The 16,240-nt window shown below is 65.3% G+C and carries 8 protein-coding genes; 5 read left to right on the plus strand and 3 right to left on the minus strand.

The window, feature by feature from the left end:
* The first annotated feature begins 137 nt into the window (after positions 1-137).
* The 4 genes from VUN84_11645 (at position 138) to VUN84_11660 (ending at position 7,731) form a co-directional block, all read left to right on the plus strand.
* On the plus strand, positions 138-818 hold the full coding sequence (locus tag VUN84_11645) for a fasciclin domain-containing protein (GenBank protein XAS62967.1): 681 nt from the start codon (positions 138-140) through the stop codon (positions 816-818).
* A 368-nt stretch (positions 819-1,186) separates the two neighbouring features.
* Positions 1,187-2,806: an ABC transporter substrate-binding protein gene (locus tag VUN84_11650; protein ID XAS65840.1), complete on the plus strand. Its 1,620-nt coding sequence runs from the start codon at positions 1,187-1,189 to the stop codon at positions 2,804-2,806.
* 79 nt (positions 2,807-2,885) lie between these two features.
* Positions 2,886-4,388: a malate:quinone oxidoreductase gene (locus VUN84_11655; protein XAS62968.1), complete on the plus strand. Its 1,503-nt coding sequence runs from the start codon at positions 2,886-2,888 to the stop codon at positions 4,386-4,388.
* Positions 4,389-4,458: 70 nt separating this feature from the next.
* A complete protein-coding gene (locus VUN84_11660) occupies positions 4,459-7,731 on the plus strand; it encodes an efflux RND transporter permease subunit (protein ID XAS62969.1) in 3,273 nt (1,090 codons plus the stop codon).
* A 42-nt stretch (positions 7,732-7,773) separates the two neighbouring features.
* Here VUN84_11660 and VUN84_11665 read toward each other — a convergent pair whose 3' ends face one another.
* The 3 genes from VUN84_11665 to ectB all read right to left on the minus strand — a co-directional run bounded on the left by VUN84_11665 (position 7,774) and on the right by ectB (position 14,959).
* Entirely contained in the window at positions 7,774-12,042 is a 4,269-nt protein-coding gene (locus VUN84_11665; protein ID XAS62970.1) for a Pls/PosA family non-ribosomal peptide synthetase, read from the minus strand.
* Positions 12,043-12,142: 100 nt separating this feature from the next.
* A complete protein-coding gene (locus VUN84_11670; protein XAS62971.1) occupies positions 12,143-13,534 on the minus strand; it encodes an aspartate kinase in 1,392 nt (463 codons plus the stop codon).
* 153 nt (positions 13,535-13,687) lie between these two features.
* Entirely contained in the window at positions 13,688-14,959 is a 1,272-nt protein-coding gene (ectB, locus tag VUN84_11675) for a diaminobutyrate--2-oxoglutarate transaminase (protein XAS62972.1), read from the minus strand.
* Positions 14,960-15,332: 373 nt separating this feature from the next.
* On the opposite strand from ectB, the gene VUN84_11680 reads away from it, so the two are divergent.
* Positions 15,333-16,205, plus strand: coding sequence for a methyltransferase domain-containing protein (locus VUN84_11680; GenBank protein XAS62973.1), 873 nt, complete (start codon positions 15,333-15,335; stop codon positions 16,203-16,205).
* The last annotated feature ends 35 nt before the right edge of the window (positions 16,206-16,240 follow it).

Here is a 16,240-nt window from a genome sequence, read left to right on the forward strand (position 1 = left end):
CCACCCATCCGTCTCCACGCAGCCCCCGAATACACATTGAGACACCAACCAAGGGTCGGTGCCCAACCAGTCGTAAAAGGGCCAGAGCGGAATAGTTCGCCGCTGGCAACAATCGGCACAACAAAGGAGAAACCGAAATGCAGAACATCAAGCGCACGACACTTTCCGTTGCTGGTATCGCTGCTGCAGCCATGATCAGCCTCACTGCCTGCGGCGGATCCACCACAACCGCCGCCCCCAGCTCCTCCGCTCCGGCGTCCGCGCCGATGGAATCCAGCATGGCACCGTCGCCGTCCACCAGCACCTCGGCAGCAGCGATGGACCCGGCCGCCAACCTCGTCGGCAGCGGTTGCGCCGCTTACGCCGAGCAGGTGCCCAGCGGCGCCGGCTCCGTCTCCGGAATGGCCCTTGACCCGGTAGCGGTTGCAGCGTCCAACAACCCGATCCTCACCACCTTGACGGCCGCTGTGTCCGGCAAGCTCAACCCGAAGGTTGACCTGGTGGACACCCTGAACGGCAGCGAGTTCACGGTCTTCGCACCGACGGACGACGCCTTCAAGAAGCTCGACCCCGCCACGATCGAAACGCTGAAGACGGATGATGCCCTGCTCAGCAAGATCCTGACCTACCACGTGGTCCCGGGCAAGATCAGCCCGGACGAGATCGTCGGCACGCACAAGACCGTCCAGGGCGGTTCCGTCACCGTGACCGGTTCCAAGGACGCGCTGAAGGTTGACGAGGCCAACGTCGTCTGTGGCGGCGTCATGACCGCCAACGCCACCGTGTACATGGTCGACTCGGTACTGATGCCCAAGTAGGCAGCACAAAACGCTCCCGCACCGGCTCCAGCCTGACTCACTGGACCACCTGGGAGAAAACAAGGCCCGCACCTTCGGTGCGGGCCTTGTTTGTGTGGCGGCCCTCTGGCACTGCACCCGTCTGCGGGGTCCGGAGGCGGAGACCAGCCGACAGCGCCCGGTCACAGCTTTCGTCCGGACTGGTCATCTAGAATGGGCCTGTTCCGCAGCCGGCGGTCCACCAGTCCCCCGAGGTGATGCCCGAAGTGCCCAGACGAACACTGCCCAGCCGTACCGCGCGCCCCAGCACTGCCAGCGGCATGCAGGCCCGCGGGCCGCGGTCCAGTGCGGTGCGCCGCGTTGCAGCCGGTCTCGGCGCTATGCTCCTGATGCTGCCTCTGGCCGCCTGCACCGGAAGCCCCGGCCCGGGGCCGGGCTCCGCCACGGCGTCGGGCAGCCCCACGGCGGCCGCCCCCAGCGCCGTCTTCACGTTCGGCACCGCCTCCCGGCCGCTGGGGCTTGACCCCGCCGTCGTCTCGGACACCGAGTCCTACCGGATCACGCGCCAGGTCCTGGAAGGGCTCGTCGGCGTTGACCAGACCACCGGGCAGCCCACGCCGCTGCTGGCCACGGAGTGGAGCTCCAGCGAGGACGGCCGCGCCTACACATTCAAGCTCCGCGACAGCGTCCTCTTCCAGGACGGGACAACCCTCGACGCCGCTGCGGTCTGCAGCAACTTCAACCGCTGGTTCAACTTCCCCGAATCCCTGCGCCAGCAGGCTCCGGGAACCACCTTCAAGGGCGTTTTCAAAGCCCACGCCGACCAGGCCTCCCTCTCCATCTTCAAGGGCTGCACCGCGTTGGCCCCGGACAACGTGCGGATCGACCTGACCCAGCCCTTCACCGGGTTCCTGCAGGCCCTCACGCTGCCCGCCTTCGCCATCTCTTCGCCCCAGGCCCTCACGTCCCAGACAGCGGACCAGCTCAACCAGAGCCGCGACGGCCAGCCGATCTCCGCCTACGGCCTCCACCCCGTGGGAACCGGTCCGTACGTCCTGAGCTCCTGGGATCCGGAAAGCATCACGCTGTCCAGCAACAAGGACTACTGGGGGGACAAGGGCCAGATCGGCACCATCAAGTTCGTCACCTACGACCACACCCAGACCCGGATGCAGGCCCTGCTCGACGGCAAGATTGACGCCTATGACGCCGTGACCGTCGACAACTTCGACCAACTCGTCAAGCGTGGGCAGCAAATCATCCAGCGCGATCCTTTCTCCGTGATGTATCTGGGCATGAACCAGGAAGTGCCCATCCTGCAGAACCTTAAGGTCCGCCAGGCGATCGAAATGGCACTGGACAAAGACACCGTGATCCGCCGGTTCTTCATCGACAACACCGCGCAGGCGACGCAGTTCGTTCCGCCCAAGCTCAGCGGCTTCAACAACAACGCCCCGGCCCTGGGCCACAACCCGGACAAAGCCAAGGAGCTGCTGGCCGAAGCCGGTTACAAGGGGGAGGAACTGAAGTTCTACTATCCCCTGAACGCCACCCGGCCCTATCTGCCGACGCCGGAAAAGGTGTACGCGGAAATCAGCAAACAACTGACCGCCATCGGCCTCAACATCAAGCCGGTACCGGTCGAGTGGTCGGACGGCTACCTGCAAAAAGTCACCTCCCCCGGCGACCACGCCCTTCACCTGCTGGGCTGGAACGGTTCCTACTCCGATCCGGACAACTTCGTGGGCCCGCTCTTCGGCGAAAAAACGGGCGAATTCGGGTACCAGGACCCGCAGGTCTTCTCCAAGATCGCCCGGGCCCGGGGCCTGCCCGAGGGCAAGGAACGGACGGAGCAGTACCAGACCATCAATGCGCAGATCGCTGCCACGGTACCGGCTGTGCCGATCGCGTTCCCGATCTCAGCCCTGGCGCTCTCGGACCGGGTGCTGAAGTATCCGGCGTCGCCGGTCCTGAATGAAGTTTTTACGAAGGTCGAGCTGAAGCCTTGACGGGTGGAGCCAATTTCAGTTAGAGGGCTGTGCGGGGATATTCTGTGACAGCCAGACCCGCTGCTATCGGAGACTGATTGTGACTTTCATTTCCAAGACCCAACATGCCGACGTCGTCCTGATTGGCGGCGGCATCATGAGCGCCACGCTCGGTGCCTTCCTCAAGCAGCTCGAGCCGAACTGGACCATATCCCTGTTCGAGAAGCTGGACGAGCCGGGTCTGGAAAGCTCCGACCCGTGGAACAACGCCGGTACCGGACACGCCGCGCTGTGTGAGCTTAATTACTCCCCCGCAGCCAAAGACGGCTCGGTGAACCCCGCCAAGGCACTCCTGATCAACGAGCAGTTCCAGCTCTCGCGCCAGTTCTGGTCCCACCTCGTCACGAACGGCATGATCGGCTCCCCCAAGGGCTTCATCAACACCGTTCCGCACATGAGCTTCGTCATCGGCGACGAAAACGCCAAATTCCTGCGCACCCGCTACGAGGCCCTCAAGCCGAACCCGCTGTTCCGCTCGATGGAATACTCCGAGGACCACGCACAAATCGCCAAATGGGCCCCGCTGATCGTTAAAGGCCGGGACCCGAAGCAACGGATCGCCGCCACCCGCGCCGCGGAAGGCACCGACGTCGACTTCGGCGCCCTCACCCGCGAGTTGACCACCTACCTCGGGAACAACGGCGTAGAGGTCAACTACGGCCACACCGTGGCCGACATCAAGCGCGCGTCCGACGGCGGCTGGGACCTCGCGCTCAAGCACCCCCAGTCCGGAGAGCGCGGCTCCATCCACGCCAAGTTCGTCTTCGTGGGTGCCGGCGGTGGCGCCCTGCACCTCCTTCAGGCTTCGGGCATTCCCGAGAGCAAGGGGTACGGCGGATTCCCGGTTTCCGGGCAGTTCTTCCGCTGCACCGACGAGTCGCTCGCGGCCCAGCACGGCGCCAAGGTCTATGGCCAGGCGTCCGTGGGCGCCCCGCCCATGTCCGTCCCGCACCTGGACACCCGTTACGTCAACGGCAAACGTTCCCTGCTGTTCGGCCCGTACGCCGGCTTCTCCACGAACTTCCTGAAGCAGGGCTCGTATTTGGATTTGCCGCTGTCCATCCGCCCGTCCAACATCATCCCGATGCTGGCCGTGGCCAAGGACAACATGGACCTCACCGCCTACCTGGTCAAGGAAGTCGCCAAGCGGCACGGCGCCAAGGTCGAAGCCTTGCGCGAATATTACCCGGCCGCGCAGGACGGCGACTGGGAACTCATTACCGCCGGCCAGCGTGTACAGATCATCAAGAAGGACCCGAAGAAGGGCGGGGTGCTGCAGTTCGGCACGGAGGTCATCGCCGGCCGCGACGGCTCCATCGGCGCCCTGCTCGGCGCGTCCCCCGGGGCGTCCACGGCGGTGCCGATCATGATCGAACTGCTGCAGAGGTCCTTCCCGAGGCAGTTCAAGGGCTGGCAGCCCAGGTTCAAGGAGATGATGCCCGGTTATGGCGTCAAGCTCAACGAGAACCCGGACCTCGCTGCCCAGCTCGAAGCCGCCACGGCCAAGACGCTGCAGCTGGAAACGGTTTCCACGCGCAACTGATGCCCGCTCCGGGTTGCGGCAGGTTTGATCGCTTAGAAGAACGTCCGTCGACCCACCAGGAGAGCATCAGATGTTTCGGCTTGCAAAGTTGTCGCTGGCCAACCGGGCCCTGATCGCGCTGATCACCGTCTTTGCGTCGGTCTTCGGAGTGATCACCATGTCCTCGCTGAAGCAGGAACTCATTCCGTCCATTGAGTTCCCGCAGATCACGGTGATCACGTCCATGCCAGGGGCCTCCCCCGAAGTGGTGGACAAGCAGGTCAGCGGCCCGCTGGAAACGGCGCTCAACGGCGTCGAGGGCCTGGAGTCGACGTCGTCGACCTCCCGCAACGGCGTATCCCAGATCAGCATGGCCTTCACCTACGGATCGAACCTGGACCGCGCCCGGAACCAGATCGACCGGGCCATCTCCAATGCCAAGCGGACGCTGCCCGACGACGTCCAGCCGCAGGCAATCGCAGGCAGCATCAGCGATTTCCCGATCGTTTTCCTCGCGGTTTCCTCGGACAAGCCCCTCAGCGAGCTCAACGCCGACCTGGCCCGGCTCACCGTTCCGCGGCTGCAAAAGCTCGACGGCGTCCGCGGTGCCGAGGTGACCGGCGGCGCCACCCAGCACATCAGCATCCTGCCCCGCCCCGACGCCATGACCGCCTCCGGTGCCAGCATCCAGTCCATCAGCGACGCGCTGAAAAACAACGGCGCCCTGGTTCCGGCCGGCACCATCGAGGAGCAGGGCAAGACGCTTTCGCTGCAAATCGGCAGCCCCGTGGACTCACTTGACGCCATCAAGGCTCTGCCGCTGGGCGGCGCCAAGAACGCCGCCACCATTGGCAGCGTCGCGGACGTCAGCATCGCCGAGGACGCCCGCACCTCGATCACCCGGACCAACGGCAAGGAAACCCTGGCCCTGTCCGTCACCAAGAAGCCCGAGGGCGACACGGTCGGGATTTCGCATGCGGTGAAAGACTCCATCCCCCAACTGGAAGCCGAGCTCGGCTCCAACGCCCGGTTCACACCGATTTTCGACCAGGCCCCGTTCATCGAGAAATCCATCAAGGACCTGACCACCGAGGGCCTGCTCGGACTGGGCTTCGCCGTCGCCGTGATCCTGCTGTTCCTGATGTCCGTCCGCGCCACCCTCGTCACCGCCATCTCCATCCCGCTGTCCCTGCTGATCACCTTCATCGGCCTCTCGGCCACGGGGTACTCGCTGAATATCCTGACGCTGGGCGCGCTCACCATCGCGATTGGCCGGGTGGTGGATGACTCGATCGTGGTGATCGAAAACATCAAGCGCCACCTAAGCTACGGCGAAGCTAAGATCACCGCGATCCAGACCTCCATCCGCGAAGTTGCCGGGGCCATCACCGCATCGACGCTCACCACGGTGGCGGTCTTCCTGCCGATCGCGTTTGTGGCCGGGCTCGCCGGTGAGCTGTTCCGGCCGTTCGCGCTGACCGTCACCATCGCCCTGCTGTCCTCGCTCCTGGTGTCCCTGACCATTGTCCCGGTGCTGGCCTATTGGTTCCTGCGGAACCCCGCCGACAAGGCGGGCATAGCCGGGGTAGCGGTTTCGCAGGGATCCGCGGTGCAGGGGAGGTCAGCCCGGGAGGTTGCCGAGGCTGCCGAGGAAGCGGAGCAGCGCACGGTCCTGCAGCGCGGCTACCTGCCCGTCCTGACCAAAACCCAGAAGCACCCGGTGGTGACCCTGATCGCGGCCCTTCTGGTCCTCGGCGGCACTGCGGCCATGACGCCGCTGCTGGCCACCGACCTGCTGGGCAACTCCGGCGAAAACAGTATGACCGTGCGGCAGGCACTCCCGGCCGGCACCAGCCTGGCCGAGGCCGGCGCCTCAGCCATCAAGGTCGAGGAAGTGCTGCGCGGGATCGACGGCGTCAAGGACGTCCAGGTCACCACCGGCAACGCCCAGTCCGGCTTCTCCGCGCTGCTCTCCGCCGGAGCCTCAAGCTCCAGCTTCACCGTGGTCACCGAGTCAAAAGCCAATCAGGGCAAACTCAAGGAAGCCGTCCGCAGCGAACTCGCCGCGATTCCGGATTCCGGCAAAATCACCGTGGGTTCGCAGCAGGGCGGTTTTGGTACGTCCTCCACGGTCGACATCACACTCAAGGCGGCCACCACGGCGGACCTCCGCACCGCCAGCGACGCCATGGTTAAGGCCATGGACGGCGTCCCCGGCTCTTCTGAAGTGGCGACCAACCTCGCCGCCAGCCAGCCGGTGGTGCAGGTCAAAGTGGACCGCGCCAAGACCGTTGCTGCCGGGCTGTCCGAGCAGCAGGTGGCCGGCGTACTCGCCTCCACCATCAGTCCCGTCCCCGCCGGAACGGTCCGCATCGATACCAACGACTTCCCGGTCCGTATCGGCGAGGGTACCCGCTTCGCCAGCATCGATGCCGTCCGGCAGACCCCGCTGCCGACGGCGGCCGGTCCCGTGCCGTTGTCCAGCATCGCGACCGTGGAGCAGGTGGACGTCCCCGTCTCGATCACCGCCAGCAACGGACAGCGGACCGCCCGGGTGTCCATCACGCCGTCGGGCGCCAATCTCGGCGCGGTCAGCACCGAGGTCCAGGCCCGGCTCAAGACCGTCCAGCTGCCCCCGGGCGTCACCGCAGAGATTGGCGGTGCCACCACGCAGCAGGCCGAATCCTTCAGCCAGCTGGGCCTGGCCTTGCTCGCTGCCATCGCAATCGTCTACGTGATCATGGTGGCGGCGTTCAAATCGCTCATCCAGCCGCTGATCCTGCTGGTCTCTGTCCCCTTCGCGGCCACCGGCGCCATCGGGCTGCTGCTGATCACGAAGGTGCCGCTGGGCCTGCCCTCCCTGATCGGCATGCTGATGCTGGTGGGCATTGTGGTGACGAACGCGATTGTGCTGATTGACCTCATCAACCAGTACCGCCAGCCGCGGAACGGCTCCCCGGGAATGTCGGTGGCGGACGCGATCACCCACGGCGCCCGCCAGCGCCTCCGGCCGATTTTGATGACGGCCCTGGCCACCGTGTTCGCCTTGACGCCGATGGCACTGGGGCTCACCGGCGGCGGCGGCTTCATCTCCCAGCCGCTCGCCATTGTGGTGATCGGCGGCCTGATTTCCTCCACGGCCCTCACACTGGTGCTGGTGCCGGTGCTCTACCGCCTCGTGGAGGGGCGGCGGGAACGCAAGACGCTGGCCAGGGCGGCAGCGGGGGCCGGATCGGATGCGCAGGACGGTGCACGGACAGGTTCCGCCCCGTCCCGCGGCCGCCGGGCCGCGCCGGGTGCCGTCCCGGACGACTTCCCGGATGACGTCCCCGACGGCGCCCGGGTCCCCACCGGCTCGCACTGAGCCTGCGGGGACCGGCGCAGGCCGCCGGTCAGCTCCGGAGTGTCAGACCCGGATTTCAGACCCTGACCGTGCTGTGGCGCCGTTGCTGCTGTGGCGCCGTTGCGTATGGGCGCCGTGGCGGGGCCTCGAGGACTTCAGGGGCCGGCCCGAGGCATCGGTCAAGGCCCGGTGCTTGGGCCCCCGGTTGGCCCGCGTGGGACGCTTGCCGCCCGGGGACAGGACCTCGCGGGCCGGGTTGCCGACGTAGGAGGTGCCTTCCGGAACGTCCTCGCCCTTCATCAGGAGAGCGTCGGCCCGCAGTGTGGATCCGTCGTGCATGGTCGCCCCGTAGTTGATCCAGACATCCACCCCCAGGCTGCAGCGGTCGCCGATCATCACATAGTCGGACTTGAACGTGCCGTCTTCCATGGAATGGCCCTGGATCGTTGCTCCTTCGTTGAACGTACAGTCATCGCCGATCGTCACGAGGGTTTTTTCCGGGATGGTCGCCCCGGCGTCGTACAGCCGCTTACCGACCTTGACGCCCAGGAGTCTCCACATCAGGGGTTTGAACGGTGTCCCGTTGAACCGGGGCACGACGAGCAGTTTCCAGAGCCGTTCGTGCCGCCAGAAGTAACCGTCGTAGATGGAGCAGAATTGGGGCCTGAGTCCGCGGAAGCCCATCACTGACCGCTCCACCAGGGCGGTGACCAGGATCCGGAACACCAGCAGCGCCAGCATGGCCAGGGCAACCGCCAGGACGCCAAGGAAGCTGTAGGCCGTCACCGCGACGGCGGAGGCTATCGTGGCCGTAAACAGCAGGACCCAGCGAACGGCCAGGAAATACACCATGCTCATAATGTTGTGCCGGTTCTTGGCCGGAAGCTCCCGGTTTTTTGCCTCCTCCATGGCCTTGTCATCGAATTGGGCGTCCCGCTGCACGGACCGGGGAATTTCAAACGGGGGCGAACCGAGCAGACCCACGTCCCGCCGCGATGGTCCGTCGATCGGCACCATGACTTTCGTCGCGAGCAGGACGTTCTGCCCCACATGCGCACCGATGGGAAAGGTGATGTGGTTTCCGAGGAAGTTCCGGCCGGCGATGTGGACCGTGGACAGGCGGAACGATGAGCTCGTGTAATCGGCGTTCATCATATTGAGCCCGTCCGCGACCATGGTTCCCGTTCCGACGTCGCACAGGAACGGTGACTCGTGCCCCAGGGTGGGTCCGAAGTTTGATCCGGTCTGTTCCACCTTGTTCAGGTTCCAGCCGAGGGCCAACAGGTAAGGCACGATGTAGGAGCTGTCGCCGAAGAGATCCTTGTAGAACCGGACGTTGGAAAGCCGGGCAATGAGCCGATGGACCGAAAAGTGCCAGCCGTAGAGCGGATACACGACATCCGGCGTGAGGAAGCGGCGCAGGATCCGCGGAATGCAGACCACGGCCACCAGGCCAGTGAACAGCCCGACGATGAACAGCACCAGCGACACGGCCAGCGCATCGGCGAAGAACGACATCGCACCCAGCTGCAGGTGCCCGGTGGCCAGGTATGGCTGCAGCAGTACTGCCAGCCCCAGCACGGCGGCCGGTACCACCAGCACCAGGCGGTTTGTCAGTTGCAGCAGGCTGTAGATCACCCGCCTGCGGGTGCTGCAGTCCGCTGCGGGAACGCGCCGGTAATTGGTGCTGGTGCGCACAGCCGGCGAGCCGTGCCAGACCTGGCCGGCTGGGACCGCCTGCGCGGCCTGCAGTGAGGAGGCATGCCCGAGCTGGCTGTCGTCGCCCATGGTCGTACCGATGTCCAGCGTGGTCCGCTCCGACACGTAGACGTTGCTTCCCAGCGTCACGGTGCCCTTCTCAATCATTCCCGAACGCGCCCGGTAGCACAGGAACGAGGCGTTCTTATTGATGACGGTGTTATCGCCAATGGTGAGCAGGTCAGGGCACGCCGGGACCATCCGGGAAAGGATCACCACGCCTTTGCCGATCTTGGCCCCCATGAGCCGCAGGTACAGGACATACAACGGCGAGCCGGCAAACAGGACGAGCGGATTGGCCCGGGTGAGGGTCTTGACCGCCCAGAACCGCAGGTAATCCGGACTCCAGATCCGGATGGTGCCCGGCTTCCACCGGCCAACGAGCAGCCATTTGGCGATGATCGGGGTCACGGACAGCACCACGAACATGGCTACACCGAACCCGATGGATCGCAGCCACATCTCCAGGAGTCCGTTGCCTCCCGAAGTCCACTCGTATCCGATAATCAGGATCCAGGCGGCGTACATCATGAAGCCCAGAAAGCACAGGAACTGGACAGCCCCGCAGAAGGCGTACTGGAACGAACTGACCGGCGGCGGCGGTACCGGCAGCACCACGTCTGCCTCGGGCCCGGTGGTGCCCAGGGCGGCTTCGAGGTGCCGGGCTTCCAGGCACGCCGCAAGTTGCCGCACGGTGGGGCACTCGTAGATGTCCTGCATGGCTGCCGGCGGCAGGGCGGTCTCTTTCCGGATGCGGGCGCAATAGTGCGCCATCAGCAGGGAATCGGCACCGAGGTCGTTGAAGAAATGGGCATCGGTGGACACCTTCTCCAGCCCCAGCACGGCCTGAAGCTGCTCGGCCAGGGCTTCTTCAGCCGCGGTCACCGGTGCGGTGAACGCTCCGGAAACCGTTCGGCTGATCCGGTTTTCCGGACGTGGCAGGCTCTTCCGGTCCACCTTGTCGCTGGCCATCATGGGAATGGTCCGGAGTTCCTCAAAGTAGGCGGGGACCATGTACCCGGGGAGCCTGGTGCGCAGCATCCGGTGGAGCTCATGGACATCGACGTCCATGACGTCCGGGCGGAGGGTGAAATAGGCGGCGAGTTCTACGGATCCTTGCTCGGGTTCAAACGTTTGGACCACGGCCTGTGCGATGCCCGGCAGCTGCACGAGAACGGACTCTATTTCGCTCAGCTCGATGCGGTAGCCCCGGATTTTGACCTGCGTGTCGATCCGGCCAAAGTACTCAAGTTCACCGGCGTCGTTGATCCTGCCGAGGTCCCCGGTCCGGTAGATCCGGCCGGAGGGGTTGTTCTCGATGCCCAGGAAATCCGGGATGAACGCCCGTTCGGTGAGGTCGGGCCGGTTCACATACCCCCGCGCCAGCCCCACCCCGGCAAGACCGATTTCGCCCATTTCACCGGGCGGCAATGCCCGGAGCCCGTCGGCGTCGACGATGATGGCGGTGTAGGTGGGCAGTGGCACGCCCAGGGACACGGGCGTGTCCGGATCGAGGAGCGACCAGGTGGCCGTCACGGTCGCCTCGGTCGGGCCGTAGACGTTCAGGAAGCGAAGGCCCGGCCGGTGCCAGCGCAGAACGAGGTCCCGGGGGCATGCCTCGCCCGACACCAGCAGGAACCTCAACCCGGGCAGGTCGTCGTCGAGGGTGGCCAGCAGCGTGGGAACGCAGCACAGCGCCGTGATCCGTTTCTCCACCAGGTACTCCGCGAGCTCGGCACCCAGCAGGCTGGAGCGGCCCGGTTTGGGCACCAGCGTGGCTCCGACCATCCAGGCCACCCAGATCTCCTCCACTGAGAAGTCGAAGGCGATGGTCATGCCCTGGTACACACGGTCCGTCGACTCAATGCCGTAGATGGCGGATGCCACCCGGACAAAGTTGCAGATGCTGGCCTGGTCCACGGCGACGCCCTTCGGACGGCCGGTGGACCCCGAAGTGTAGATAATGTAGGCCAGCTCGTCGTCTGGCTCACCCAGGTCCGCGTCCTGAAGGCGGGACGGATCCGCTGCGTCCACGTGCCCCTGGACGTGGTCCAGGCACACGGTCTGTGCGGCCACTTCCGGGAGCAGATCCTTCAGGTGGGTCAGGGACAGAACCATCACGACATCGGCGTCCTCGACGATGAACTTAAGCCGGTCCGGCGGGAATCCCGGGTCCAGGGGCACATAGGCTGCGTGGATCTTGAGCACCGCAAGCATTGCCACGTACGCGCGCCACGGCTGGTCAAAGAGCAAGGCAATACGGTCTCCGGGCCGCGCACCGCATTCCAGAAGGTGGCGGGCCAACTGATTGGCCCGGGCGTCCAGTTCCTGATAGCTCAGGACGACGTCGCCGGCGTCCACCGCGATTTGTGTCCCTCTCCCCTGTTCCTGCAACCGGTCGCAACTGTCTTCAAACAGCTGGTCCAACCGCTCGCCCTGGCGCCAGCGGGCCGAGTGGTCCGCGGCGGCGGAGGTCAGGACGGCCCCCTCCCCCGGACCGGCGTCGGGCATCATTTTGCCGCGCAACTCAGCGGGGGCGGTGGCATGTGACCGGGACCTGACCTTCTTGCTCATACTCTGTCTCCTCGCAAAACCTTGGTGCGTGCCGGGCGGATCGCGGCTTCCTTAACCGCCGTCCGGCCCGTGGCACTCTCCCGGCGGCATCCCATGCCTGTTACCGGCCCCGGGATGCAGGGCTGGCCGCCATCCCCCGAAGGACGTGGCCCCAGCGGAAATCGCTGTCCGCCTCCTCAGCGTGGGAGGTGGGCCTACGAGACGGGTTCGCATCGCCGGGGGCAAGGGCCACGCCAAAGGCGGACCGGACGGCGCGTTCGGCCTCCTCGAGCCGCTCCGCCCGGGTGATGGCAGCGACGTAGGTCTCCGATATTTCGACGAGGTCGAGATCGATGCCCGCTTCAGACAGCGTCCACAGAAATGTGCAGAAAACCTCGGGCGAGGACCGCATTCCGACGCCCGTGATCGACACCCTGCCGACCTCGCCGTCGTGCAGCAGGCCCTGGAACCCGATGCTCCGTTGGGCGGCACCCAGGACAGCGAGGGCGGGGGCCGCTTGCGTCGCGGGAACAATAAGGGCGACGTCGGACCGCCGTGCGCCGGCAGCGTTCTGGACAATGGTCTGCACGTTCACGCCCGACTGGGCCAACACCTGGAACAGACGGGCCATGCTGCCTTGCCCGTCGGGTACTCCGATAACAACGACTTTTGCGGCGGAGTTCACCCCGGTCACGCCGGTGACCACGGCCTGCTCCCGAACAGGCTTCTGGAAGGGGTGGCGGTCAGGTTCGGGCAGGATCAACGTTCCAAGGTCCGGCACGAACGAGGACCGGACGTGGATGGGAATCCCGAACCGTCGGGCGTATTCGACGCATCTCAGGTGCAATACCTTGCAACCGGAGGCCGCGAACTCAAGCATCATCTGGCTTGAAAGTACGCCGATTTTGCGGGCCTTCGGAACGACTCGCGGGTCCGCGGTGTAAACACCGTCCACATCGGTGTAGATCTCGCAGATACCGGCGCCCAACGCCGCGGCGAGGGCGACGGCCGTGAGGTCGGAACCGCCGCGGCCGAGGGTGGTCACCTTCTTGCCCTTCTTTGTCCTGCCCTGGAATCCCGCGACAATCGGGATTTCGCCACGGGCCAGGCAGGTGCGGATGCGGTCAGGCCGCACGTCGGTGATCTGCGCTTTCCCGTGCACGTCATCGGTGATCAGCCCGGCCATGCTGCCCGTAAATGTCACGGGGGCCTGACCGAGATCTGCCAGTGCGATTGCCAGCAGCGCGGACGATATGAGTTCCCCGGTGCTCAGGAGGGCATCGAGGTCGCTGGGCCGCGGCCGGGACGAAACACCGGCGGCGAGATCGCACAGTTCATCGGTGGTATCGCCCATGGCTGATACCACCGCCACTACCTGGTATCCGTTTTCCCGCGTTTTCGCGATTCGCTGGGCGGCGCGGAGGATGCCTCCCGGGTCCGCCAGGGATGAGCCGCCAAACTTCTGCACGATCACGCTTCCCCGCGGGATCGACTGGTCTGTCTCGTCTAGCATGCGCCGGACCCTGTCAGTCCGGCCGGCCGCTGCTTCGCGGCGCGGGCTCCGCGGAAACCATCCTGCTCAGCAGTTGTTGCCTGTTGGGTGCTCATTGCCGTCCCTAAAATCTGATCGGTCTGCTGTAAAGGTCAATTCCTTCTGCACCAATTCCTAGGCAATGGACTTCACCGCGACCTTTCCGCCGGTCACAAACTCGGCGGCGTCGGCAAGAATGTCGAGTCCTCTCATGAGCTCGTCAGCACCAATGGTCAGGGCAGGCATGGTCTTGATGACTTCGCTCTCCGGACCGGACGTTTCCACCAGCAGGCCGCGGGCAAAGGACGCGGCAGCGATCTTTCCCGCCACCTCATGGTCGGGGTAGTAGATGCCGGCCAGCAGCCCCCGTCCCCGAACCCGTGCACCTTCCGTGCCAGCTGCAATCTGGCTGAGCCCTTCGTGCAGCTGCGAGGTGAGCCCGGCAATCTTGGACTCGAAGCTCCTTCCGGCCCAGTAACGCTCGAGGGCGGCAGTCCCCGTGACGAAGGCCGGGTTATGCCCGCGGAAGGTTCCGTTGTGCTCGCCAGGCTTCCAGATGTCGTGTTCGGGTTTGAACAACGTGAGGGACAGGGGCAGCCCGAACCCGGAAATCGACTTGGACAGGCAGACGATGTCAGGGGTGATGCCGGAGTCTTCAAAGCTGAAGAAGGTGCCGGTGCGTCCGCATCCGGCCTGGACGTCGTCAACAATGAGCAGCATGCCGTGCTGCCTGCACAGTTCGGCCAACTCGCGGAGCCAGGACGCGCGTGCGGCACGGAGTCCGCCCTCGCCCTGGACGGTTTCCACGATGACCGCGGCGGGTTTATCGACGCCGGAGCCGCTATCCTCAAGCGCCTGGCGAAGCCACGAGGACTCCGCCGTCTGGTCGGCAAGGAATCCGTCGTAAGGCATGCTCGTGGTGTTCAGCAGTGGAACGCCGGCCCCCTGCCGTTTCATCGAATTGCCCGTGACGGCAAGGGAACCCAGAGTCATCCCGTGAAAGGCATTGGTGAAACTGAGAATTTGGGTCCGGCCGGTGACTTTGCGGGCCAGCTTCAAAGCCGCCTCCACCGCGTTGGTACCGGTGGGGCCGGGAAACATGACCTTGTAGTCGTATTTCCTGGGCTTCAGGATGAGCTCGTGGAAGGTCTCCAGAAAACGCCGCTTAGCAACGGTTTTCATGTCAAGGGAATGCACAATCGCTCCGGAGAGCAGGTACTCCACCAGGGGGCGCAGCAGTTCAGGGTTGTTGTGCCCGTAATTCAGGGCTCCGGCGCCAGCGAAAAAATCGAGATAGTCCCGGCCATCCTCACTGTAAAGCGTGCTGCCGGACGCACGGTCGAAGACCGTATCCCAGCTGCGGCAGTACGTGCGGACTTCTGACTCAAGGACGTCGAATATATCCATCAGTAGCTTTCCTTCGTTCAATCCCCGGCCCACATACGGCTAAGACGTCCGGAAAAACGGCCACGGAACAAAGCCTGGCGGCAGAAAGGAGACGTCAGGAAGTGTGACCGGTGATGCTTCCAAGCTATGGAACGCAGGGGGCTGAGGGACCCGTAACCCGTACTCGAATACTTTGGGGATATCCGGCGCGCATCTACTTAGCAGTACTCAGGTGGCCGGACGCCGGAATCAAGTAGTCCGAAAGCCTCTATTCAAGTGTCCAGCGCCGCATCACGCGTAGCTGGCCCGTCCTCCTACTCACGGATTCGACCGGCGTCCACCCTTCGCGTCCGGCGTGCCGGGGACGCGCACTCTTGCACGTAGGCTGACCGGCATGCACACGTCCCGTCACGCGAACTGCGCCGACCAGCCTCAGAATGTCCGGACCCAGAGCAACTGGGTGGGCGCGCCCACGCCGTATGCGCGCAGCTTTGCGCATTTGTGCGCCGGCGCCATCACACCGTTGCTGGCTGCGGTCGAGGACATCGTGGGCGCGCTCGCTGGCAAACAGCTGGCTGACGTGGGCTGCGGCACCGGGACCCTCGCCGCCCAAGCCACCGGTCGTGGTGCCAGGGTCACCGCCGTAGACCCGGACGCTGCAATGATTTCCCTGGCCCGTGGGGTGGCACCGGAGGCAGCGCTGCGGGTGGGCGCCGCGCCCGGCCTTCCGTTCGAGCCCGGGACGTTCGACGCCGTCGTCGCCAATTTCGTCATCAACCATGTGGCCGATCCCCGCGCGGCAGTGGCTGATCTCAGGCGCGTTTGTGCGCCCGGCGGTGGCGTTGGCGTTGGGGTGACGGTCTGGCCGACGGTTCCGTCGGCCATAAACGCCCTGTGGGCAGAGGTCGTCAAGGCAAGCCGCGCCGCAGCCCAACCCCCTGCCCGTCTGGCGGTGGATAAAGACTTCAGCCGCACTCAGCTCGGGCTTGCGGAATTGCTGCTGGAGGCGGGCTTGACCGGTGTTGAATCGTCGACGATCTCGTGGAACTTCCGCATCGACGCCGCTGACCTGTGGTCCGGTCCGGCAGGCGGGGTAGCCGGAATCGGCAGGATCGTAACCAGCCAAACGCCCGAGACCCAGGCCCGCATGCGCCGGGAGTACGAACGGCTCGTAGCCCCAATGATCCGCGGCGGGAAGGTCGTCCTGCCCGCCGTCGCGCTCCTGGCGACCGGGCGGGCGCCCGCGGCACGCCGCTTCCCCCGCTAGGAACCCGGGGCCGGGGTGGGGGGTCGTATTAGGCG

This window comes from Micrococcaceae bacterium Sec5.8, assembly GCA_039636775.1.
GTDB lineage: Bacteria > Actinomycetota > Actinomycetes > Actinomycetales > Micrococcaceae > Arthrobacter.

What these genes read in the sequence shown, in the direction of transcription:
- VUN84_11670 (XAS62971.1), bottom strand. Translation starts at nt 13,534, where the DNA reads ATGCTAGACGAGACAGACCAGTCGATCCCGCGGGGAAGCGTGATCGTG.
- VUN84_11660 (XAS62969.1), top strand. Translation starts at nt 4,459, where the DNA reads ATGTTTCGGCTTGCAAAGTTGTCGCTGGCCAACCGGGCCCTGATCGCG.
- ectB (XAS62972.1), bottom strand. Translation starts at nt 14,959, where the DNA reads ATGGATATATTCGACGTCCTTGAGTCAGAAGTCCGCACGTACTGCCGC.
- VUN84_11645 (XAS62967.1), top strand. Translation starts at nt 138, where the DNA reads ATGCAGAACATCAAGCGCACGACACTTTCCGTTGCTGGTATCGCTGCT.
- VUN84_11665 (XAS62970.1), bottom strand. Translation starts at nt 12,042, where the DNA reads ATGAGCAAGAAGGTCAGGTCCCGGTCACATGCCACCGCCCCCGCTGAG.
- VUN84_11650 (XAS65840.1), top strand. Translation starts at nt 1,187, where the DNA reads ATGCTGCCTCTGGCCGCCTGCACCGGAAGCCCCGGCCCGGGGCCGGGC.
- VUN84_11680 (XAS62973.1), top strand. Translation starts at nt 15,333, where the DNA reads ATGCACACGTCCCGTCACGCGAACTGCGCCGACCAGCCTCAGAATGTC.